This window comes from Citrobacter sp. GW821-FHT02E08 (assembly GCF_059421685.1).
In genome coordinates, this window is sequence record NZ_JBWKVL010000002.1 from 407195 (window position 1) to 429137 (window position 21943).

Annotated in this window: 18 protein-coding genes; 7 read left to right on the forward strand and 11 right to left on the reverse strand. The window is 53.7% G+C overall.

Annotated features, from left to right (window positions below; translation table 11 throughout):
* Window positions 1-7: 7 nt before the first annotated feature.
* Window positions 8-1054, forward strand: a complete 1047-nt coding sequence (gene fbpC, locus AC07UY_RS04185) for a ferric ABC transporter ATP-binding protein (protein ID WP_192611304.1) — start codon at window positions 8-10, stop codon at window positions 1052-1054.
* Between the two features lie 96 nt (window positions 1055-1150).
* On the opposite strand, the gene mmuM is transcribed toward fbpC, so the two are convergent.
* A complete protein-coding gene (mmuM, locus tag AC07UY_RS04190; RefSeq protein ID WP_494661624.1) occupies window positions 1151-2083 on the reverse strand; it encodes a homocysteine S-methyltransferase in 933 nt (310 codons plus the stop codon).
* Window positions 2084-2244: 161 nt separating this feature from the next.
* On the opposite strand from mmuM, the gene AC07UY_RS04195 reads away from it, so the two are divergent.
* Window positions 2245-2487, forward strand: a complete 243-nt coding sequence (locus tag AC07UY_RS04195; protein WP_494661625.1) for an RNA 2'-phosphotransferase — start codon at window positions 2245-2247, stop codon at window positions 2485-2487.
* 62 nt (window positions 2488-2549) lie between these two features.
* On the opposite strand, the gene AC07UY_RS04200 is transcribed toward AC07UY_RS04195, so the two are convergent.
* Window positions 2550-3032 carry a cold-shock protein gene (locus AC07UY_RS04200; protein WP_203358728.1) on the reverse strand — a complete coding sequence of 161 codons (483 nt, stop codon included), beginning with the start codon at window positions 3030-3032 and terminating at the stop codon, window positions 2550-2552.
* A gap of 103 nt (window positions 3033-3135) precedes the next feature.
* The gene (locus tag AC07UY_RS04205) at window positions 3136-3675 is read right to left on the reverse strand and encodes a DUF2058 domain-containing protein (RefSeq protein WP_494700799.1); all 540 of its coding nucleotides are present in this window, start codon (window positions 3673-3675) and stop codon (window positions 3136-3138) included.
* Window positions 3676-3928: 253 nt separating this feature from the next.
* Here AC07UY_RS04205 and AC07UY_RS04210 point away from each other — a divergent pair, with 253 nt between their 5' ends.
* Window positions 3929-4705 (forward strand): MBL fold metallo-hydrolase, encoded by a 777-nt coding sequence (locus tag AC07UY_RS04210; protein ID WP_494700697.1) that lies wholly within the window; start codon window positions 3929-3931, stop codon window positions 4703-4705.
* Between the two features lie 38 nt (window positions 4706-4743).
* Here the strand turns inward: AC07UY_RS04210 and AC07UY_RS04215 are convergent, their stop codons facing one another.
* Entirely contained in the window at window positions 4744-5352 is a 609-nt protein-coding gene (locus tag AC07UY_RS04215; protein ID WP_494661627.1) for a class I SAM-dependent DNA methyltransferase, read from the reverse strand.
* Window positions 5353-5568: 216 nt separating this feature from the next.
* Between AC07UY_RS04215 and AC07UY_RS04220 the strand changes: the two genes are divergently transcribed.
* The gene (locus tag AC07UY_RS04220; protein WP_494700696.1) at window positions 5569-8646 is read left to right on the forward strand and encodes a beta-galactosidase; all 3078 of its coding nucleotides are present in this window, start codon (window positions 5569-5571) and stop codon (window positions 8644-8646) included.
* A gap of 55 nt (window positions 8647-8701) precedes the next feature.
* Here AC07UY_RS04220 and prpE read toward each other — a convergent pair whose 3' ends face one another.
* The 4 genes from prpE to prpB form a co-directional block, all read right to left on the reverse strand.
* On the reverse strand, window positions 8702-10588 hold the full coding sequence (prpE, locus tag AC07UY_RS04225) for a propionate--CoA ligase (RefSeq protein ID WP_494661629.1): 1887 nt from the start codon (window positions 10586-10588) through the stop codon (window positions 8702-8704).
* Between the two features lie 38 nt (window positions 10589-10626).
* Complete coding sequence (locus tag AC07UY_RS04230; RefSeq protein ID WP_494661630.1) at window positions 10627-12078, reverse strand: bifunctional 2-methylcitrate dehydratase/aconitate hydratase; 1452 nt, start codon at window positions 12076-12078, stop codon at window positions 10627-10629.
* A 158-nt stretch (window positions 12079-12236) separates the two neighbouring features.
* Window positions 12237-13406: a bifunctional 2-methylcitrate synthase/citrate synthase gene (gene prpC, locus AC07UY_RS04235; RefSeq protein ID WP_494661631.1), complete on the reverse strand. Its 1170-nt coding sequence runs from the start codon at window positions 13404-13406 to the stop codon at window positions 12237-12239.
* Between the two features lie 106 nt (window positions 13407-13512).
* Entirely contained in the window at window positions 13513-14400 is an 888-nt protein-coding gene (gene prpB / locus AC07UY_RS04240; RefSeq protein ID WP_494661632.1) for a methylisocitrate lyase, read from the reverse strand.
* 253 nt (window positions 14401-14653) lie between these two features.
* Here prpB and prpR point away from each other — a divergent pair, with 253 nt between their 5' ends.
* Entirely contained in the window at window positions 14654-16249 is a 1596-nt protein-coding gene (prpR, locus tag AC07UY_RS04245) for a propionate catabolism operon regulatory protein PrpR (RefSeq protein ID WP_494661633.1), read from the forward strand.
* A 43-nt stretch (window positions 16250-16292) separates the two neighbouring features.
* Here the strand turns inward: prpR and yahO are convergent, their stop codons facing one another.
* The gene (gene yahO / locus AC07UY_RS04250) at window positions 16293-16568 is read right to left on the reverse strand and encodes a DUF1471 family periplasmic protein YahO (protein ID WP_203358738.1); all 276 of its coding nucleotides are present in this window, start codon (window positions 16566-16568) and stop codon (window positions 16293-16295) included.
* A 677-nt stretch (window positions 16569-17245) separates the two neighbouring features.
* Here yahO and AC07UY_RS04255 point away from each other — a divergent pair.
* On the forward strand, window positions 17246-17878 hold the full coding sequence (locus tag AC07UY_RS04255; RefSeq protein ID WP_494661634.1) for a LysE family transporter: 633 nt from the start codon (window positions 17246-17248) through the stop codon (window positions 17876-17878).
* 19 nt (window positions 17879-17897) lie between these two features.
* Here AC07UY_RS04255 and AC07UY_RS04260 read toward each other — a convergent pair whose 3' ends face one another.
* Complete coding sequence (locus AC07UY_RS04260) at window positions 17898-19082, reverse strand: OmpP1/FadL family transporter (protein ID WP_494661635.1); 1185 nt, start codon at window positions 19080-19082, stop codon at window positions 17898-17900.
* Between the two features lie 164 nt (window positions 19083-19246).
* On the reverse strand, window positions 19247-21202 hold the full coding sequence (locus tag AC07UY_RS04265; protein ID WP_494700798.1) for an alkyl/aryl-sulfatase: 1956 nt from the start codon (window positions 21200-21202) through the stop codon (window positions 19247-19249).
* A 333-nt stretch (window positions 21203-21535) separates the two neighbouring features.
* Between AC07UY_RS04265 and AC07UY_RS04270 the strand changes: the two genes are divergently transcribed.
* Complete coding sequence (locus AC07UY_RS04270) at window positions 21536-21925, forward strand: hypothetical protein (RefSeq protein WP_494700695.1); 390 nt, start codon at window positions 21536-21538, stop codon at window positions 21923-21925.
* Window positions 21926-21943: the final 18 nt, after the last annotated feature.

Genomic DNA, 21943 nt, shown 5'->3' on the forward strand with positions numbered 1-21943 from the left:
GCGCACTATGAGTCAGAAAAATTTTGTTGAACTGCGCAACGTCACCAAACGTTTCGGTAACAACACGGTTATCGACAATATCAATCTCACTATTCCGCAGGGGCAAATGGTGACGCTGCTCGGTCCCTCCGGCTGCGGCAAAACCACCATTCTGCGTCTGGTCGCCGGGCTGGAGAAACCGAGCGAAGGGCAGATTTTTATTGATGGCGAAGACGTCACGCATCGCTCTATTCAGCAGCGCGATATCTGCATGGTGTTTCAGTCTTATGCCCTGTTTCCGCATATGTCGCTGGGCGAAAACGTCGGCTATGGTCTGAAGATGCTCGGCGTATCACGCAGCGAAGTAAAAGCGCGCGTCAAAGAGGCGCTGGCGATGGTGGATCTGGAAGGATTCGAAGACCGCTATGTTGATCAGATCTCCGGCGGTCAGCAGCAGCGCGTAGCGCTGGCGCGCGCGTTGATCCTCAAACCCAAAGTGCTGCTGTTTGATGAACCCCTGAGTAACCTCGACGCCAACCTGCGCCGCAGCATGCGCGATAAAATCCGCGAGCTGCAAAAGCAGTTTGATATCACCTCGCTGTATGTGACCCACGATCAGAGCGAGGCCTTCGCGGTGTCCGATACCGTGCTGGTCATGAACAAAGGGCATATCATGCAGATCGGCTCGCCACAGGATCTCTATCGCCAACCTGCGTCGCGCTTTATGGCGAGCTTTATGGGCGACGCCAACCTGTTCCCGGCCACCTTCAGTCAGGAGTTTGTTGATATCTACGGTTATCGCCTGCCGAGGGCGCTGCATTTTGCCAGCCAGGGAGAAGGCACAGTCGGCGTACGTCCGGAAGCGATTACCTTAAGCGATCGCGGCGAAGAGTGTCAGCGCTGTGTGATTCAGCATGTAGCCTATATGGGACCGCAGTATGAGGTGACAGTAGAGTGGCACGGGCAGGAGATCTTATTGCAGGTTAACGCGACTCGCCTGCAACCGGACGTCGGCGAGCACTACTACCTCGAAATCCACCCGTACGGGATGTTTGTACTGGCAGATGCGGCGTGATGTTTTCGCAGGCCTGATAAATTTGTAGGCCTGATAAGCGAAGCGCCATCAGGCAATCAATGCCAGATGGCGGCTAACGCCTTACCGGGCCTAACGTCAGCTTCGCGCTTTTATAGCGGCAATATCCTCTGGCGTGGTGCGACAACACCCGCCAATCAACCGCGCCCCCGCCGCCAACCACTGCGGCAGATAATCCGCCAGCCGCGCGTTGCATTCGCCGTGCTGATGCCAGCTTTTACTCACCGGATCGTAATGCTCGCCCGAGTTCGGATAGACCACCAGCGGCAGCGACGTCAGTCCCTGCAAATGCTGCAAGGCGGCGGTGGTATTTTCCAGCGCAATGCAGTTGACGCCAATCGCCACCACCTGTGGGAAATGGCTGAGGAACGCGACCACCTCGCGCAGCGGTGTGCCGTCGCTTAAATGCTCGCTGTCGCGCAGGGTGAAAGAGAACCACGCACGGGCGCGCGGCCAGGCGTTCAACAGTTCTGCCAGTGCTTTGATCTCGACAAAATTCGGCATCGTTTCGCAGGCCAGCAGATCGGCGCCCGCATCCAGCAACGCTTCCACACGTGGACGGTGGAACGCCTGAAATTCTTCGCGGCTACGCAGGTAGTCGCCACGGTATTCAGAACCGTCAGCAAGAAACGCACCGTAGGGTCCCACGGAGCCCGCCACCAGCAGCGTGCCCGCCTGCGGGTTTTCAGCCAGATACGCTTCCCGCGCTTTACGCGCCAGTTCAACGCTCTTTCCGATAAGTGCTTTTGATTGCGTCTCATCGAAACCGCGCGCCGCTAAACCTGCGGATGTGGCCTGATAGCTGGCGGTAATGGCGCACTGCGCGCCCGCGCGGTAATAGTCCAGGTGAACCTCGCGGATCACTTCCGGGTTTTCCACTAACACTTTGGCGGACCAGAGCCTGTCCGCTAACGTACAGCCACGCGCTTCCAGTTCCGTTGCCAGCGCCCCATCCAGCAACAAGAAATCTTGCTTTTCGAGGATGGCGTTCAACGGATTATGCTGCGACATGTTGTGGCTCCTGTAGGAATTTTCGACGTTAATAAACAGAAAATCACCCTATCACAACGACGCAAACGGTAACCTGTACCATCGCCCATTTTTAACGCTCGCTCAAACCGGTCGTTGATGCCACACCTTAAGGGCTGGCGCTTGTCAGAGGGTAAGACGTAATGATTAGAAACAAAAAGGTGCGCAGCAGACTGCTCTGTCATCGTTATCGTCGGGTGCCCCTCGCAGTGGTAGAGGAAAGTGAAGCTACGGCAACGGCAGTTGGCAAGCGGCACGGAAAACCGGTGGTATTGAAGATTGATGCACGCTTAATGCACGAGAAAGGGATCAAATTTTATCAGGCCGATAATGGCGTCTGGTTGACCAAAACGGTGCCGGTAAGTTTTATTTTCCGGGAGGGATAAGCGGTGCCGAAATTCTGCTTATCTGAGCCACAGAATTTCGGCACGGGTCAGTCCGAATGATTTCAGATCTTGAGCATTTTTACCGTGGCCTCGATGTCTATCTCATCTTCCGAGAAGATTAACGTCGTGCCCTGGAAGGTGGTGATTGCCAGTTTTTTCACCGAGCGCATCTCGCCAGGCTTCGCGTCTGTTTTAGGTCTGATATTGCTCATCAGGATCCCCACCGACAGCACCGCGTTTTCTTTATCAATGCCGGTATCGACAGGGACTTCTTCGCTGTACACCAGGAAAGACTTGATCGAGGTGAGCTTAAGGCGCTCGCCCGCAATGTAGATGTATTTGCTTTCCGGGACGACTTTCACCGCATAGGCTGACAAGCCCTTGTTGTTGGTGGTCGGTTCGAAGGTCACCGCCGCATCTTTCTTAATAAGCTCCGGATTGGCGACCTTAATCACATGAAAATAACGGTTATCACCGTTTTCATCTTTGATAAATCCAAAGCCTTTATCTTTAAACCACGTTGTGATCGTTCCGTTCATCGCCATTACCGCCTGATTAATCGTTTATCTACTCAGTTTTGCTGCGCGCAGTGTAAAGCACAACGCCTGCACAGACTATGCCTTTGGCTTAAGTCTGGACTACCTTTATTTACCACATCAAATCATCGGGTACTTTAAAGTCAGCATACGGATCTTCTTCATCCTGCTCTTCTGCACTCAGCGCACTGTGTAACACAATACTGCTCGCATCCCGCTGGGCGATCTTATCGGCTACGCTCGCGGGGATAATCGCGTATTCGCTCTCGCTACTGTTATCAACAGCCAAACGCGCAATCGCGAGACGACCGTTGATCAGCTGAGCCTGAGTCAGCTTATCCACCATGATTTTTTTGATTAAATTGTTGTCGGTGAAGTTAAAACCAATATCGCCTCTTGAAATGGTGATTCGGTTCATTTCAATAAGTTGCTTCACCTGCGCTTTATACTCTTTCGATAAAACAGCCTGTTTTTGTTGTTCGCTCAGCTGTTTATCACGCTCAAGTTGCGCTTTTTTATTCTCTTCCACGGCCTCTCTTGCCTCACGCGCCTGAACGCGTGATTTTTTAGCCGTTCTCTGGACTTTGGCCATTTTTTTGCTGGTCACTAATCCAGCTTTAAGCATCTGCTCTTGTAAGGTGAGTTTCGTCATCTTCGTATCTAAACCGGTTGAATATTTATGGGGATTATACCTGTATTTTTTGAGGCTGTACCTGTTTGCCGCATCCAGGCACAGCGTGGAGTGAGCAGCCGTGTTTGTGGATTTCAGGAATGCGCCGGGCGATTGCGCTGAAACCGACGGGTCGATTGGCCCAATCTCATCGTGACTTGCCCATTTGCCCACATTCATCTTCTGGACAACACTCTACGATGGCATCACTGACTCACCACGTGGAGTAAACATCATGAATATCACCCAAATCCGTAATGCCACGCAGCTCATCACCTTTGGCCACAAAACGTTTCTGGTAGACCCGATGCTGGCCCCGCAACGCGCATACCCAGGATTTGCCGGAACGGCGCGCGCGGAGATCCGTAATCCCACGGTGGAACTCCCGTGCAGTATTGACACACTGTTGAAAGCCGATGCCCTGATCGTCACCCACCTGCATGAAGATCACTGGGATGAGGCTGCGGCCCGCACGATACCAAAGGACAAACCTGTCTACGTGCAAAATGCCCAGGATGCGCAAACGCTGCGGGATCAGGGTTTCACCCGGCTTACCGTTTTGTCGGATAACACCGTGTTGGGCGATATCACCCTGCGTAAAACCGGCGGTCAGCACGGTTCGGATCGCGCTTACGCCATTCCACAAATGGCGGAACGTTTAGGGGAGGCTTGCGGGGTGATTTTCCAGCATCCGGAGGAGAAAACGCTGTATCTGGTCGGCGATACAATCTGGCGCGACGAGGTGGAAACCGCGATGTCGACCTTCCAGCCTGATGTGGTGGTCGTGAATGCAGGGTTTGCGCACGTTCTCGGTTTCGGCCCGATCATTATGGGCGCGGAAGACGTACTAAAAACCCACTTCGCACTGCCGCAGGCACAGATTATGGCCACCCATATGGAAGCCATAAACCACTGCCTACTCACCCGTGACGCGCTCAGGCAGTATGCCCGGGATAACAAAATTGCAGAATTCGTGAACGTGCCGGAAGATGGTGAAACGCTCACATTTTAATGGCGCAAAACCTTCCAGGGTGTGGCGTGAGCGAACGCTTAACCTCGTTTTTTCGCCAGCCAGATGGTGTGCCCCGTGCAGTGGGGATCTTCCATCATCATATCCACAACCTCAAAACCGTTTGCTGACAGGAGTGCGCGGTACTCTTGTGGGGCAAGACTGGCATGGAACAACGGTTCGCCCTCAAACTGCCCCATGGCTACCCCGTTTTCGGGGCCGCTGGTAAACATTAACGCACTGCCAGGATGACTGAGCTGCGCAAAAATCGGGAACATCTTTTGCTGGTCCTGCTGGGTTAAATGGAAAAAGCTGTCCCACGCAATCAGACCGTCAAAAGTGTCATTGAGCGTTAATTCGCGCATATCCTGCTCCAGCCAGCGCTGGTCGGGAAAAGACGCCCTGGCGCGCGCCAGCATCGCCGCAGAGCCATCAACACCGGTAAGCTGAAAACCTTGCTGGATAAGATAGTCAGCAATCGGCTGACCATTTCCACAACCGATATCGAGAATGCTTCCCTTCCCGCCAATGACGGCGATGAATTTATCCAGCCAGCGTTTTTCGAAAAGTGTCCGCGATCGCTGGCTGGCATAGGCATCGGCGTGACGCCGGTAGATAGACAGAATGTTCTTTGCCGCAGAGTCACTCACATTTCCCTCACTATTTTATCTTTCACTTTTCTATCAACATATTAAAGATAACAACTATCGCTCAACCCCGGTCAGGTTTCTCCGCTCAAATCCGGCTCACCGTCATTACTGTGAGTCAGTTCACCCACTCTACGTCCCCGGCTTTACAGGTTCTCGCAGCGCACTTTATGTTGATTAAAATTGTGAACGAATAACACATAAAGACAGGATCCTGCCATGCCCCTGAACACAGATTCACTCGCCGCCGTACTGGCCAGACGCGACTGGGAAAACCCCGGTGTCACGCAGCATCATCGCCTTGAAGCGCATCCGCCGTTTTATAGCTGGCGCACTGCTGATGATGCGAAAAACAATCTACAGTCAGAGCAACGACGAAGCCTTAACGGTGCATGGAAATTTGCCTGGTTTGCCTCACCTGAAGCGATCCCGGAAAGCTGGCTTTCGGGGGATTTGCCGCATACTGATACCATTACCGTACCCTCAAACTGGCAAATGGAAGGCTACGACGTCCCCATCTACTCGAACATCACCTATCCGTTCCCGGTGAATCCCCCGTATGTTCCGGCTGAGAACCCCACGGGATGTTACTCGCTCACATTTGATATTAATGAAAGCTGGCGGCAGTCAGGGCAGACCCGCATTATTTTTGATGGCGTGAATTCGGCTTTTCATCTGTGGTGCAATGGTCGCTGGGTGGGCTACGGTCAGGACAGTCGTCTGCCGTCCGAATTTGATCTCAGCGACTTCCTGCTCAAGGGTGAAAACCGACTGGCGGTGATGGTGCTGCGCTGGAGCGACGGCAGCTATCTGGAAGATCAGGACATGTGGCGCATGAGCGGTATCTTCCGCGATGTCTCTTTGCTGCATAAACCAGACACGCAAATCCGCGACCTGCGCGTCAACACCCGTTTTAACGATGATTTCAGCCGCGCCGTGCTGGAGACGGACGTCAGACTGGCGGGCGTCCCGCGTAACGATCTCCGCGTCACCGTAGACCTGTGGCAGGGGGAGACGCTCGCTGGGACAAGTACCTCACCGTTTGGCAGCGATATCATTGATGAGCGCGGTGCCTATGCAGACCGCACGACGCTGCGCATTAACGTCGAGCGCCCGGCACTGTGGAGCGCAGAAACGCCAAATCTGTACCGTGCCGTCGTTCAGTTGCACACAGCAGACGGCTCGCTGATTGAAGCTGAAGCCTGCGATGTCGGCTTCCGCCAGGTCTGTATTGAAAATGGACTGTTGCTGCTGAACGGCAAACCCCTGCTGATCCGTGGCGCCAACCGCCATGAACATCACCCAAAAAACGGTCAGGTGATGGACGAAGAGACTATGGTGCAGGACATCCTGCTGATGAAGCAGAACAACTTTAACGCCGTGCGCTGCGCCCATTACCCGAATCATCCGCTATGGTATACCCTGTGCGACCGCTACGGCCTGTATGTGGTGGATGAAGCCAATATCGAAACCCACGGTATGGTGCCGATGAATCGCCTGAGTGACGATCCGACCTGGCTGCCTGCCATGAGCCAGCGCATCACGCGTATGGTACAGCGCGATCGTAACCACCCCAGCATTATCATCTGGTCGCTGGGCAACGAATCCGGTCACGGCGCTAACCATGACGCGCTGTACCGTTGGCTGAAATCAGAGGATCCCTCTCGCCCGGTGCAGTACGAAGGTGGTGGCGCGGATACCGCCGCCACCGACATCATCTGCCCGATGTATGCCCGCGTCGATCAGGATCAACCCTTCCCCGCCGTCCCGAAATGGTCGATCAAAAAATGGCTGTCGATGCCCGGCGAACAGCGTCCGCTGATCCTCTGCGAATACGCCCACGCGATGGGCAACAGCCTCGGCGGCTTCGCCAAATACTGGCAGGCGTTTCGTCAGTATCCGCGCCTGCAGGGTGGTTTTGTCTGGGACTGGGTCGATCAGTCATTGATCAAATACGACGCCGACGGTCAGCCCTGGTCCGCCTACGGTGGCGACTTCGGCGACACGCCCAACGATCGCCAGTTCTGTATGAATGGGCTGGTATTTGCCGATCGCACGCCGCACCCCGCGCTGTATGAAGCGAAACACGCACAGCAGTTTTTTCAGTTTTCGCGACTGCCGGGCGCAGAATGCACGATTGAAGTGACCAGCGAATACCTGTTCCGCCATAGCGATAACGAGATTCTGCACTGGACCTTGACGCAGGACGGCAACCCACTTGCGACCGGAGAAGTGGTTCTGGATATCGCCCCCCAGGGCCGCCAGGTCATCGTGCTGCCAGAGATTCCTGCGGCCAAAACGGCAGGTCAACAGTGGTTAACGGTGCGTGTCGAGCAGCCGCAGGCAACCGCCTGGTCGCAGGCCGGACATATCAGCGCCTGGCAGCAGTGGAAGCTGAATCAGACCCTTGATACGCAACTGCCTCCACGCGCCGACACAGCCCCGCAGCTTACCGCCAGCGAAACCGCCTTCAACATTACGGCGAACGACAAACGCTGGGAATTCTGTCGCCAGCAGGGTGTGCTGACACAGTACTGGATCAACGATGAAGCACAGTTGCTGACCCCGCTTATTGACCAGTTCACGCGGGCGCCGCTGGACAACGACATCGGGGTGAGTGAAGTCGCCCGTATCGACCCGAACGCCTGGGTTGAACGCTGGAAGGCCGCCGGTCACTACCAGTTGCACGCAGTGCTGCTGCAATGCGACGCCGACGCACTTTCCCGCGCCGTGCTGCTGACCACCACCCACGCCTGGCAATATCAGGGCGAAACGCTGTTTATCAGTCGTAAAACGTACCGTATCGACGGTCATGGTGAGATGCAGATTAGCGTGGATGTTGAGGTCGCCAGCGGTACGCCGCATCCGGCGCGTATCGGTCTGAGTTGCCAACTCGCCCAGGTCGCAGAACGGGTGAACTGGTTGGGGCTGGGGCCACACGAAAACTATCCGGATCGCCTTGCCTCCGCCTGTTTCGACCGTTGGGATCTCCCTCTAGATGAGATGTATACCCCCTACGTCTTCCCGAGTGAAAATGGTCTGCGCTGCGGGACGCGCGAGCTGAAATATGGCGCACACCGCTGGCGCGGCGACTTCCACTTCAACATCAGTCGCTACAGCCAGCAGCAATTGATGGTAACCAGCCACCGCCATTTGCTACAGCCTGAAGCCGGGACCTGGATTAATATTGATGGTTTTCATATGGGTGTCGGCGGCGATGATTCCTGGAGTCCTTCCGTCTCGCCGGAATTCCAGCTTAGCGCCGGGCACTATCATTATCGGGTGAGCTGGGGTTAACAGATTGTCGGATGGTCTGTAGGCCCGGTAAGCGAAGCGCCACCGGGCACCAGAACTACTCCTCAATCGCCTGACGGATCTGATCGAGCGACGCAGGATCGTCAATGGTCGTTAGATCGCCCGGATCGCGCCCTTCGCAAATGGCCTGGATCGTACGCCTGAGCATCTTCCCGGATCGCGTCTTCGGCAACTGAGAAACAAACCAGACGTGTGCCGGACGACCAAAATTGCCGATCTGACTGTCCACCAGCGCCATGATCGCTTTCTCTTCGCTGTGCGCCACATCGCGGTCTTCCAGACTGTCGCTCAGTTTGGGAATAACAAACGCGACCGCCACTTGCCCCTTCAGCGCATCTTTCACCCCTACCACCGCCACTTCCGCCACGTTCGGGTAGCTGGAGATACTCTCCTCGATTTCACGGGTGCCCAGACGGTGTCCGGCGACATTAATCACATCGTCCGTTCGTCCGAGGATAAAGTAATAGCCGTCAGCATCGCGGATCCCCCAGTCAAAGGTGGCGTAGACTGGGCGGGAGAACAGCGACCAGTAGGTGTCCACAAAACGCCTGTCATCGCCCCAGATGGTCTGAATACACCCCGGCGGCAGCGGTCCCTCAATCACCAGCATTCCCTTTTCGTTGACGCCGCACGGTTCGCCGGTCACTTCATTGAGCAACTGTACGTTGTAGCCATACATCGGCACGCCGGGACTGCCGAGCCGCGAGGGACGGTCGTCCAGTCCGCGGGCAAGCGCCATAATCGGCCAGCCGGACTCCGTCTGCCAGTAATTGTCGACAACCGGTACGCCTAACGTTTCCGTCACCCAACTGGCAGTAGGCTCGTCCAACGGTTCACCTGCCAGGTAGAGCACTTCCAGCGAGGAGAGGTCGTGGTTGCGAATCTGCGCGGTCGGGAATTTCTTCAGCACACGGATGGCGGTCGGTGCGGAGAACATCCGGCTAACCTGATATTTTTCGACGATTTTCCACCATACGCCGCAGTCCGGATACGTCGGCAACCCTTCATAAACAATGGTCGCCATCCCCGCCAGCAGCGGTGCATAAACAATGTAGGAGTGCCCAACCACCCAGCCGATATCCGACGCGCAAAAGAAGACGCCGCCCGCTTTACCGCCAAAAATGGTGTCCATGCTGGTCGCCAGCGCCACCGCATAGCCCCCGACGTCACGTTGCACCCCTTTCGGTTTTCCGGTGGTTCCCGAGGTATACAGAATGCAGGAGGTTTCGTTCGATTCCAGCCAGGCGACAGGCACCTTCGCGCCGAGATGCTGCTGGCGTAGCGTCGCAAAATCACGATCGCGCCCCGGCACGCGTGCCATTTTCGCCAGCCCGCGATCCACCAGCAGGACATGGCGTGGCTGATGCTCTGCCTGAGCGATGGCCTCATCCAGCAGCTTTTTATACGGCAGGATTTTACCGCCCCGCGCCCCGGCATCGGCCGAGACAATCAGCACCGGTTTGGCATCGTCAATGCGCGCCGCCACGCTGTGCGAAGCGAAGCCGCCGAACACCACCGAGTGAATCGCGCCAATACGCGCGCAGGCCAGCAACATAATGTGCGCCTCGGCAATCATCGGCATATACACCAACACCCGATCGCCACGCTGTACGCCAAGCGACTGTAGCATCGACGCCACCACATTCACTTCGTCATACAACTGGCTGAAGGTGTACGTACGCTCTTCTTCGGTTTCTGATGAGACGGCAATCAGCGCCAGCGCGTTGGGTTGCTTAGCCACCCAACGGTCAATGGCGTTATGGCACAGATTGGTCGTGCCGCCGCAAAACCAGCGGGCAAACGGCGGATTGCTGTGGTCCAGCACCTGAGTAAAAGGCTGCTGCCAGTCAATACGCTGGGCCTGTTCGGCCCAGAATGATTCAGGTTGTTCGATAGAACGATGATAAAACTCGCTAAAAGACATAATGCTCTCCTGTTGAACTTACGCCTTACTGCTCGTTGTTAGATCACGTACAGATCCAAATACTCATTAACGGGCATCTGCTCCAGGCGAGTTCTGTCCAGGGAAACCTCCAGGATGCGCTGCTGCTGACGGGTCGGGAACTGACGCGCCAGGTTGATTTTGAATTTATCGACCAGTTTTGGCATGCCGTCTTTACGACGACGCGCGTGACCGATCGGGTACTCCACCACCACCTCTTCAAAGCGTGAGCCGTCGGTAAATTCAAGGGTGATCGCGTTGGCGATAGCGCGTTTTTGCGGATCGTGATAGTCGGTGGTAAAAGCCGGATCTTCAAAGCAGTTGATCTTCTCGCGCAGTGCGTCGATGCGTTTATCCTGGGCCACGCCGTCTTCATAGTCTGCCGCCGTTAAGCGTCCGAACAGCAGCGGGATAGCCACCATGTACTGGATACAGTGGTCACGGTCAGCCGGGTTATTCAACGGCCCTTTTTTGTCGATAATGCGAATACAGGCTTCATGAGTACGGATGGTCACCTTCTCGATGTCCGCCGCGGTTTTACCGGCGGCCTGCATTTGCGCATGGAGGGTCATTGCCGCTTCTACTGCTGTCTGCGAGTGGAATTCCGCCGGGAAGGAGATCTTAAACAGCACGTTCTCCATCACGTAAGAGCCGTACGGACGCTGGAAGCGGAACGACTCGCCATTGAAGGAGACATCGTAAAAGCCCCAGGTTTTTGCCGTCAGCGCCGATGGATAACCCATCTCACCGGTTTTCGCCATCAGCGCCAGACGTACCGCGCGAGACGTGGCATCCCCTGCCGCCCACGATTTACGCGTGCCGGTGTTCGGCGCATGGCGATAGGTGCGCAGCGATTGGCCGTCAACCCACGCCAGTGACACCGCATTGAGGATCTCATCGCGGGTCAGCCCCAGCATTTCGGCAACCACCGCGGTAGAGGCCACTTTCACCAGCAGTACGTGATCCAGCCCGACGCGGTTGAAGGAGTTTTCCAGCGCAATACAGCCCTGAATTTCATGAGCTTTGATCATGCCGGTCAGCACTTGCTTCATGGTCAACGGCGCTTTTCCGGCGGCGACCGCGTTACGCGAGAGCCAGTCTGCCGTCGCCAGAATGCCGCCGAGGTTGTCGGAAGGATGGCCCCACTCCGCCGCCAGCCAGGTATCGTTAAAGTCGAGCCAGCGGATCATCGCGCCGATGTTAAAGGCGGCCTGTACCGGATCGAGCTGAAATTGGGTGCCCGGCACGCGTACGCCGTTGGGCACCACCGTGCCCGGGACCACTGGCCCCAGCAGTTTCTTACAGGCCGGATATTCCAGCGCTTCCAGACCACAGCCTAATGTGTCGAGCAGACAGTAATGCGCGGTGTCATACGCCACCTTTGAGGTGATCTCGTAATTCATTACGTAATCAACGATATCAACAATTTCACGGTCAAATTCGGGACGGACGTTCGAAATATGTGCGGACATAGGGTACATTTCCTTTTTACCCTTCGTCTTTCAAGCTGCATCTGCCTTGGCTTCCTCGCTCACCCCAGTCACTTACTTGTGTAAGCTCCTGGGGATTCGCTGCGTCGCCGCCTTGATGCAACTCGAAATCCATTGGGTAACTATTTAGAGGTTATTAATTAATTGCGTTCATTCAGTGGAACAAATTCGCGATCTTCCGGGCCGGTATAATTGGCGGAAGGACGGATAATTTTATTATCCTGGCGCTGTTCGATGATGTGCGCCGCCCAGCCGGTGACGCGGGCAATCACAAACAGCGGCGTAAACATTTCGGTCGGGACGCCCATCATGTTGTAGGAGACCGCCGAGAACCAGTCGAGATTCGGGAACATCTTTTTCGTTTCCCACATCACCTCTTCCAGACGGTCGGCGATGTTGTACATCTTCAGCGACCCGCCTTCCTGAGAAAGCTGCTTTGCCACCTTCTTGATCACCTGATGACGCGGATCGGCGATGGTGTAGACCGGATGACCGAAACCAATCACCACCTCTTTATTTTCCACGCGCTTGCGGATATCGGCCTCGGCTTCGTCCGGAGTTTCATAGCGCTGTTGAATTTCCAGCGACACTTCGTTCGCGCCGCCGTGTTTCGGGCCACGCAGTGCGCCAATCGCGCCGATAATCGCCGAATAGACGTCGGAGCCCGTTCCTGAAATCACCCGGCTGGTAAAGGTGGAGGCGTTAAATTCATGCTCGGCATACAGCACCAGCGAGATGTGCATCGCCTTTTCCCAGCTTTTCGACGGTTTTTCACCGTGCAGCAGATGTAGAAAGTGCCCGCCGACAGAGTCGTCGTCGGTTTCCGGCTGGATGCGTTCGCCGTTGTGGCTGTAGTGATACCAGTAGAGAAGGATGGAACTGAGCGAGGCCAGCAGCTTGTCAGCGATGTCGCGAGCGCCGGAGACGGTGTGCCCCTCCTTTTCCGGCAACGTACAGCCCAATGCGGAAACGCCCGTGCGCATAACGTCCATCGGGTGTGATGCCGCAGGCAGCGCTTCCAGCACGGTGCGCACATTGGCAGGTAATCCGCGCAGCGCTTTTAATTTGATTTTATACGCCTGGAGTTCATCGCGGGTCGGCAGCTTGCCGTGAATCAGCAAATGCGCCACTTCTTCAAATTCGCAATGCTGGGCCAGATCGAGAATATCGTAGCCGCGATAGTGCAAATCATTACCGCTCTTGCCGACGGTGCACAGCGCGGTATTGCCCGCCGCGACGCCAGAAAGGGCCACTGATTTTTTCGGTTTAATGACATGGGTATTATTTTGCAGGATCGTCGTGTCGCTCATAGTGTCCTCGTCATTGTTTAAATGTGTAAGGTACAAATTCATCTTGTCGACCGGATAAACGCAGTGCCATCCGGCATTGCCAGATGGCGGCTGCGCTTTATCAGGCCTACGAATTACGTTTGGCAAACAGCGCGTCGAGCTTCTCTTCGTACTGGTAGTAATTGATGCTCTCGTACAGTTCATTGCGCGTTTGCATGGTGTCGATAACGTTCTTTTGCGTCCCTTCCTGGCGCAGCACGTTATAGACGCGCTCGGCGGCGCGGTTCATTGCGCGAAACGCAGACAACGGATAGAGCGCCATGGCGACGTTGGCGCTGCGCAGTTCATCAGTGGTAAACAGCGGCGTCGCGCCGAACTCGGTGATGTTAGCGAGGATAGGAACCTGTACCGCGTCGGCAAACTGGCGATACATTGAAAGCTCGGTGATCGCCTCCGGGAACACCATGTCGGCCCCGGCTTCAACGTACGCCCGGGCACGGTCGATAGCCGCATCCAGCCCTTCGACCGCCAGCGCATCGGTACGCGCCATGATGACAAAATCGGGATCGGTGCGGGCATCGACCGCCGCCCGGATCCTGTCCACCATCTCCTCTTTCGAGACAATGGCTTTATTGGGGCGATGACCACAACGCTTGGCACCGACCTGATCTTCAATATGCAGAGCAGCGGCACCGGCTTTGATCATCGATTTCACCGTACGCGCAACGCTGAACGCTGAAGAGCCAAAACCGATATCGGCATCCACCAGCAGCGGCAGCGGGCAGACGTCGGTGATACGGCGAATGTCGGTCAGCACATCATCCAGCGTGGAGATCCCCAGATCCGGCAGTCCCAACGAACCGGCCGCGACACCGCCGCCAGAGAGATAAATCGCCTGATATCCGGCGCGCTGGGCCAGAAGAGCGTGATTTGCGTTGATGGTGCCGACAATCTGCAATGGGTTTTCTTTGGTGAGCGCGGCGCGAAACGCCTGCCCCGGTGAATGTAGAGACATATCCCGTCCTTTTTGTTATCAGCTTGTTACTTTAGTTGATTCACATAAAGCAAGGGCTATGCCAACGCAGGTGGGATGACAGTCACTCTGTTTTTATTTGTTTTAAAACAATGAATTATCTGTTTGAGTGATATTCGAAGTGAAAAAATGCGTGCCAGTTAACGTTTCATGAAACGTGCGCTGCTGTTTCATTGCAACATTTATGAAACAAGACTAAACCCAATACTCTGTTCCTTCATTTTTTTGGGCGACTATGGCGGATACGCACCTTCCACCGCGGGTAAATGATGATAAGCCGGTGATCTGGACGGTCTCGGTGACACGGCTGTTCGAGCTGTTTCGCGACATCAGTCTCGAGTTCGATCACCAGGCGACCATCACCCCCATCCAGCTCGGCTTTGAAAAAGCCGTGACCTATATCCGCAAGAAGCTGGCCAGCGAACGCTGCGATGCAATTATCGCCGCGGGATCGAATGGCGCGTATTTGAAAAGTCGACTGTCCATTCCCGTGATCCTGATTAAACCCAGCGGCTTCGATGTCTTACAGGCGCTGGCGAAAGCAGGCAAGCTCACCTCTTCGATCGGCGTGGTGACCTATCAGGAGACGCTGCCAGCCCTGATGGCGTTCCAAAAAACCTTTAAGCTGCGCCTCGATCAACGCAGCTATATCACCGAAGAAGACGCGCGCGGGCAAATTAATGAACTGAAGGCGAACGGCACTGAAGCCGTGGTCGGCGCGGGACTGATCACCGATCTGGCAGAAGAAGCGGGCATGACGGGGATCTTTATTTATTCGGCCGCCACCGTGCGTCAGGCCTTTAGCGACGCGCTGGATATGACCCGTCTGACGCGGCGACAACACCGCCCGTACGCCTCTGAAAACGGGTTGCGCACCCGTTATGATTTGGGCGATATGCGCGGCCATTCGCTGCAAATGGAGCAGGTTCGACACACGATCATGCTCTACGCCCGTTCCCGCGCGCCCGTCCTGATTCAGGGAGAAACGGGCACCGGAAAAGAGCTGGCAGCCCAGGCCATTCATCGCGAATATTTTACCCGTCAGGGCGGTCGCAGCGGCAGGCGCTCCCCGCCTTTTGTCGCCGTCAATTGCGGGGCGATTGCCGAATCCTTACTCGAAGCGGAGTTGTTTGGTTACGAAGAGGGAGCTTTTACCGGTTCACGACGCGGTGGACGTGCCGGACTGTTTGAAATCGCCCACGGCGGGACGCTGTTTCTGGATGAGATAGGCGAGATGCCCCTGCCGCTACAGACCCGGCTATTGCGCGTACTGGAAGAAAAAGAGGTGACGCGCGTCGGCGGGCACCAGCCTATCCCGGTGGATGTGCGGGTGATTAGCGCCACCCACTGCAACCTGGAACAGCAGATGAAACAGGGACAATTTCGTACCGATCTGTTTTATCGTCTCAGCATTTTGCGCCTGACGCTGCCCGCGCTACGTGAGCGCCACCCCGACATTGTGCCGCTGGCGGAAGGATTTTTAAAACAGTCTCTGGCCGCATTAGAGGCGCCGTTTAGCGAATCGGTACGCGAAGGCTTACAGCAAAGCCAGGCGGTCCTGCTGCGATATGGCTGGCCAGGAAATATTCGTGAGTTGCGCAATATGATGGAACGTCTGGCGCTTTTCTTAAGCGTTGAGCCGCAACCTGCGCTCGACGTCCATTTTCTACAGCGACTGTTACCGGAACTGACTGCCACAGACGAAGCGACCCCAGCCCCCACATCACTCACGGCTCAGGAGGTTCTCGCACAGTTTAACGGGGATAAAACCGCAGCAGCGCGGTATCTGGGTGTGAGCAGAACAACATTCTGGCGGCGATTAAAAGAATAACCCGCCAGTGGAACCGGCGGGTTTTGTATATCAGTGAAGCGCGTTATTTCTTTTTATAAATATTGGCGGTGCCATGGATTTTATTATCCGTCTGACCTGATGTGAGTACGACAACATCGGCACCTTGTTCATCAGCTTTCTTCAGGAGGTCTTCTTTCGCATCAGAAGTAGAGACTTCGTTGCTCGTAGAAATGGTACCCACTTTGGTATACTGTGATTCTACTTTTTCAAACTCGACTTTGGTCATCAACTCTGCTGCATACGCATTTGAAACCACTAACGCCAACGCCCCAATCAATACCTTATATCCTGTCTTCATATAAAAACTCCCATTTTTTGTTATTACGCTATCATCACACATGAATGTTACAGCACCCTACAAGGATGATTAATAAGTAGTTCATGTCCTACAAAAAATCCAGCGCGAAAAGCAGTATAAATTGATTTTGCGTGGCGGCAGCGACAACACCGCCTGCGCCAACGCCTGCCGGGCTAACGCCACCGCCAGAATCCGGATGACTTACAGCATGTTGAGACCAATATCACCCTGCGCTTCAGTGACGGGCGGCAGCCATGCAACATCGGCATTCAGAATAATACAAACTCCGCCATAATATATTTGCAATTCTCTTAAAGAAGAGACCTATTATCTTAACTCTACGCTATTATGTAATTTTATTATTATCAGCAAAACACAGAAACGGTGCTGGCGATATTATTTTATATTTTAAACACTCAAAAAAAACACCTGATATAAAAATCAATAGACCACCATTATCTGTTTATCTACACACAGAATAAACGCCAGCCTTTTCTGATACAGAAAATACAGAAAGCGGTAAGGATCTTTTCAGCAGCTTCAACGTCGGGTGACGATCTGCAACCGTCATTCTTCCTGTCAGAATAACCTCACTTGTTTGTGATCCCTCTCTCACTCGCGCCGTTTTGCTACCAATAAGATGATGTTAATTCACCCATTATTCGGAAGTGTTGCCTATGGATCCCATCCACGCCGTTGTGCTCACCGTGAGCTTGTTCGTGTTAACGTTTTTTAACCCTGGTGCGAATCTCTTTGTGGTGGTGCAAACCAGTCTGGCATCCGGTCGGCGGGCTGGCGTATTGACCGGTCTGGGTGTGGCGTTGGGAGATGCGTTTTATTCCGGTCTTGGGTTATTCGGCATGGCAACATTGATTACCCAATGCGAGGGGATCTTTTCGATTATCAAAATCGTGGGCGGAGCCTACCTGCTGTGGTTTGCCTGGAACAGTATTCGCCACCAGGCGACGCCGCAAATGTCCGCCCTTTCGCAACCGATTTCCGCCCCGTGGTATGTGTTTTTTCGCCGTGGGCTAATCACCGATCTCTCCAATCCACAAACCGTATTATTTTTTATCAGTATTTTTTCGGTGACGCTGAGCGCAGAAACACCGACATGGGCCAGGCTGATGGCCTGGGCTGGCATTGTGCTCTCTTCCGTTATCTGGCGAATTTTCCTCAGTCAGGCTTTTTCTCTGCCAGCGGTTCGTCGCGGTTATGCGCGGGTCAATCGCGTCGCCAGCCGCGTTATCGGCACCATTATTGGCGCTTTCGCCCTGAAACTCATTTACGAAGGCGTCACCCACCGGTGATGCCTAAGCTTCTCTCTGCTCAGAACTGATAGCTATAGTTGACGCTCGCAAACCAGAGGTAGGGATGGTCATAACTCCCGGATAATGCCTCTGGTGATTTCACTTTTGACGATTGCATATGCAGATACGATACGGCAAAACCCACATTGCTCGCCGGGGTTATCTGATACTGAGCACCGGTCGCAAATCGCCATTCATCACCGGTCGGCAATGACAGCGCCACATCGCTTTGCGAATTATACACCGTACTGTCGAATGCAACGCCCGCATTCAGCCGCCACTGCTCGGTTGGGCGGTACTGCACGCCTAACGCTGTATGCCAGGAGTCTTTCAGGCGATTCTGCTGTTGACTCTCCTGCCCGGCAATCGTGACCTGCGGACTACCAAACTGGCTCCAGTCTTGCCAGCCAAGATCGCCCATCACGGACCAGTGTTGGTTAATGTCATGCACCAGACTGAACATAATCTGCTGCGGCGCCCGAACCTGCGCCGAAATAGGCAGATCGTATTCAACATTGGGTAAATTCGGGAAGCGTGCTTTGCCGTTGATGTTAAAGTCGTAATCGGTTTTGCTCGTCCAGGTGATGCCCGCCCGCGTGCTGTCTGTCAGATCCATCAGTAACCCCAGGCGATAGCTCATCGCCCAGTCGTGATCATTCTCTTTTTCATCATCACCATTAACATTACGGGTTAATGATAAATAGCCATAGTTTGCATTGGCAGAAGCGCCAATCGACAGCCTGTCATTTAATTTATAGGCCACGGAAGGACTCAGCGTCATTGCCACCATGGTGCTTTTTTTGATCAAACGATCGCCCGCCCAATCACCAAAATCAATTCCCAGCCCATAGTTTCCGTATAATCCAATTCCGGCGTATAGCCTGTCATTTATTTTTTGAGAATAGAAAGAACTGGCGCCCGGAAAAATATTCATCACATTACCCGGACTTTCTTTACTGGAATCATCGAGGTGATACGGAATATCACCATCCATCACCTGCAATCCCCCGGTAAACATATGATCGGGTAAACGGGTCATACCCGCCGGATTGGTGACAATGGTCGAGGCATCCTGTGCCCTGGCGGCCTGTCCTGCCCCTGCCAGCGCGGTATCTTCGGTCCCAATTTCATAGAAATACAACGCGCTCGCATGGGAAAGCGAAGAAAAGAGCAAACCGGTACACACCAGAGTTATTTTTTTCATTAATTACCTGCTGAAATTATTTTCATTGTCTGTTTTATTCACCAGAAAAATCACGATGGGGAAAATAGTTCCAAGAAAAGCGTATTTATCCCATTCATAGAATAGACCTGATTTCAAAAAACGATGATGCCCAAAACAGCCAAAAGCCGTTTTGGGCGCATCAGTCAGGGAGTCACGATATTAAACCAGAAGTCGAACGAATCCATAAAACTCAGCATTTCGTCAAACTTCGCTGCATTACCGGTAATCGTCACGCTACCGTTATCCTGCGCCTGTTTTAGCGTCTCTTCTTTCAGGATAATTTTATTCAGCGTTGCACGATTGAGGGTAATCGTCGCATCGGCATGGCTGGACTGCTCATTGGCGGTATGGTTCAGCACACCGTTCTCAAGCTCCAGTTTGTAGATACCGCCATCCTTACCCAGATCAACATTGAAAATGGCTTTTGCATTAGCCGCTTTTTCACCGTTGAGATGCACGCCAAGATAATCAAAGAACATTTCCGGGCTCATGGCGCGTACGGTGTCCGGGCTGGCAGTGTTCGGGGTCGGGCCTTTCACCACGCCATTACGCAGCTCCTGTGCGCCGGTCAGGTAGAAGTTACGCCACGGGCCGGACTCGGCCTGATAGCCCAGTTGCTCCAGCGCATCCGCCTCCAGATTACGCGCCGTGGCATTCTGCGGGTCGGCAAACACCACGTTACTCACCACCTGCGCCACCCAGCGATAATTCCCCTGTGTGTAATCCTCTTTGGCCTTCTTCAGGATCTGATCCGGTCCCCCCATGTAATCAACATATTTCTTCGCTGCCTCAACGGGAGGAAGTTCATCCAACGATGCCGGGTTACCATTAAACCAGCCGAGATAGAGCACGTAGGTGGCTTTCACATCATGGCTAACCGAACCGTAGTAGCCGCGGCTTGCCCAGGAGTTCGCCAGCCCCTCCGGCAGTTTGAAGTTGGCGGCAATCTCATCGCGGGTCAGCCCTTTGTTCGCCATACGCAGCGTCTGGTCGTTGATATAACGATACATATCTCGCTGGCTTTTCATTAACTTAACAACATTCTCGTTACCCCATGTCGGCCAGTGGTGCTGCGCCATAATGATCTGCGCTTTGTCACCCCAGCGTTCAATGGCGGCATTAATGTATTTCGACCAGGCCAGCGGATCGCGGATTTTTGCCCCACGCAGTGAATACGTATTGTGCAGGGTATGGGTCACATCCTCTGCGGCTTCAATCATTTGCTTCTCTTCGACATACCACAGCATTTCTGAAGGCGCTTCGGAACCGGGTGCCATCATAAAGTCATAGGTCAGGCCATCAATGACCTCCTTCTGGCCGTCTTTCTCAATGATGTTGGTGGGTTCAATGAGAGTCACCGTACCGGCAGAGGTGGTGGTCCCCAGCCCGGCACCAACCTGGCCTTTTTCATTTGATTTCAATAAATTGCCGTACATATAGCTGGCGCGACGGCTCATCACATTACCGGCCATAATGTTCTCCGAAACCGCCTCTTTCATAAATCCAGCTGGCGCATACACTTTCACTTTACCGGACTTCACATCGGCTTCATCCACCACGCCGCGCACGCCGCCATAGTGGTCAACGTGGCTGTGGGTATAAATCACCGCAACCACCGGTCTCTTGCCACGGTTTTTGTAATAGAGATCGATACCGACCTTTGCGGTTTCCGCAGAAACCAGCGGATCGACGACGGTAATCCCCTCTTTCCCTTCGATAATGGTCATATTGGACAGATCCAAATTACGAATCTGATATACCCCATCGGTCACTTCAAACAGGCCGCTGATATTAATCAGTTGAGCCTGACGCCAGAGGCTTGGATTAACGGTATCAGGCGATTTTTGCCCTTCTTTAATAAAGGCATATTGCTGCGGATTCCAGATAACATTGCCTTTCTCACCTTTAATCACATCCTGAGGCAACGGTGCAATAAACCCTTTATGCGCATTCGAGAAGTCGGTGTTATCTGAAAATGGCAGTTGGCGATAAAGTGCTTCATTTGCGGCTTTCGTGGACGGCGTGGCCTCCTTCGGCGCGTCATTTGCCATCACCGGTGATGAGATAACCGCCGTCGATAACACACCGGCCATCGCCATATATCCAACAATTTTATTCAGCTTCATAATTGCCTCTTTGCTAGCGTAGTGTTGCCAGGCAAATATTTAAGTGGAGATTCCAAACGAGCCGTAACGCGCTAAAGAGTAAACAGCCCAACAACATTAAATATTTTCGACAACGTTCAACGCTTATGTCGTAGTGTAGATAACTGAAATCAGGTTATCACTTAGCCCGTTATTTGACACAACCCAACTTGTTTAATTTTAAACATTCAGCGGACATAATTTAAAATTAAACAAATATCTTCTCGCCAGACAAAAAACGAACGAGATAATTGCTTTCAAGTTATTTACCAGGAGCATTATATTTTTATGAAGATCCGTATTTCTCCTCTTTTACTCAGTCTTTGCATGCTCACTGCATGTAGCACTCACTCGCCTGACACCGTGCAACAATTAAATAGCCTGACCGTTCCCGTGGTTGCGCCAGACACCGTGCAAGCGCAGGTAACCACAGCCACGTTGCGACCGCTACACCAGCAAAATCAACAAAAAATAAGCACGTTAACAGCAAACCTTAAACAGACGTATCTGCAACGGAGTACCAGGAAAGATATTTTTGACACCCACAGCGAGACAGCGCGGGTTTATGCCGCACTGACAAAACTGGAGCAATTAGGCGATATGAACGACAACTATCTGACGCAGCATAATGTGCAAGGGTTGCAGGAAATTTCGATGACACTCCAGTCAGTGTCATAACCCAATTGACGGTTAAAA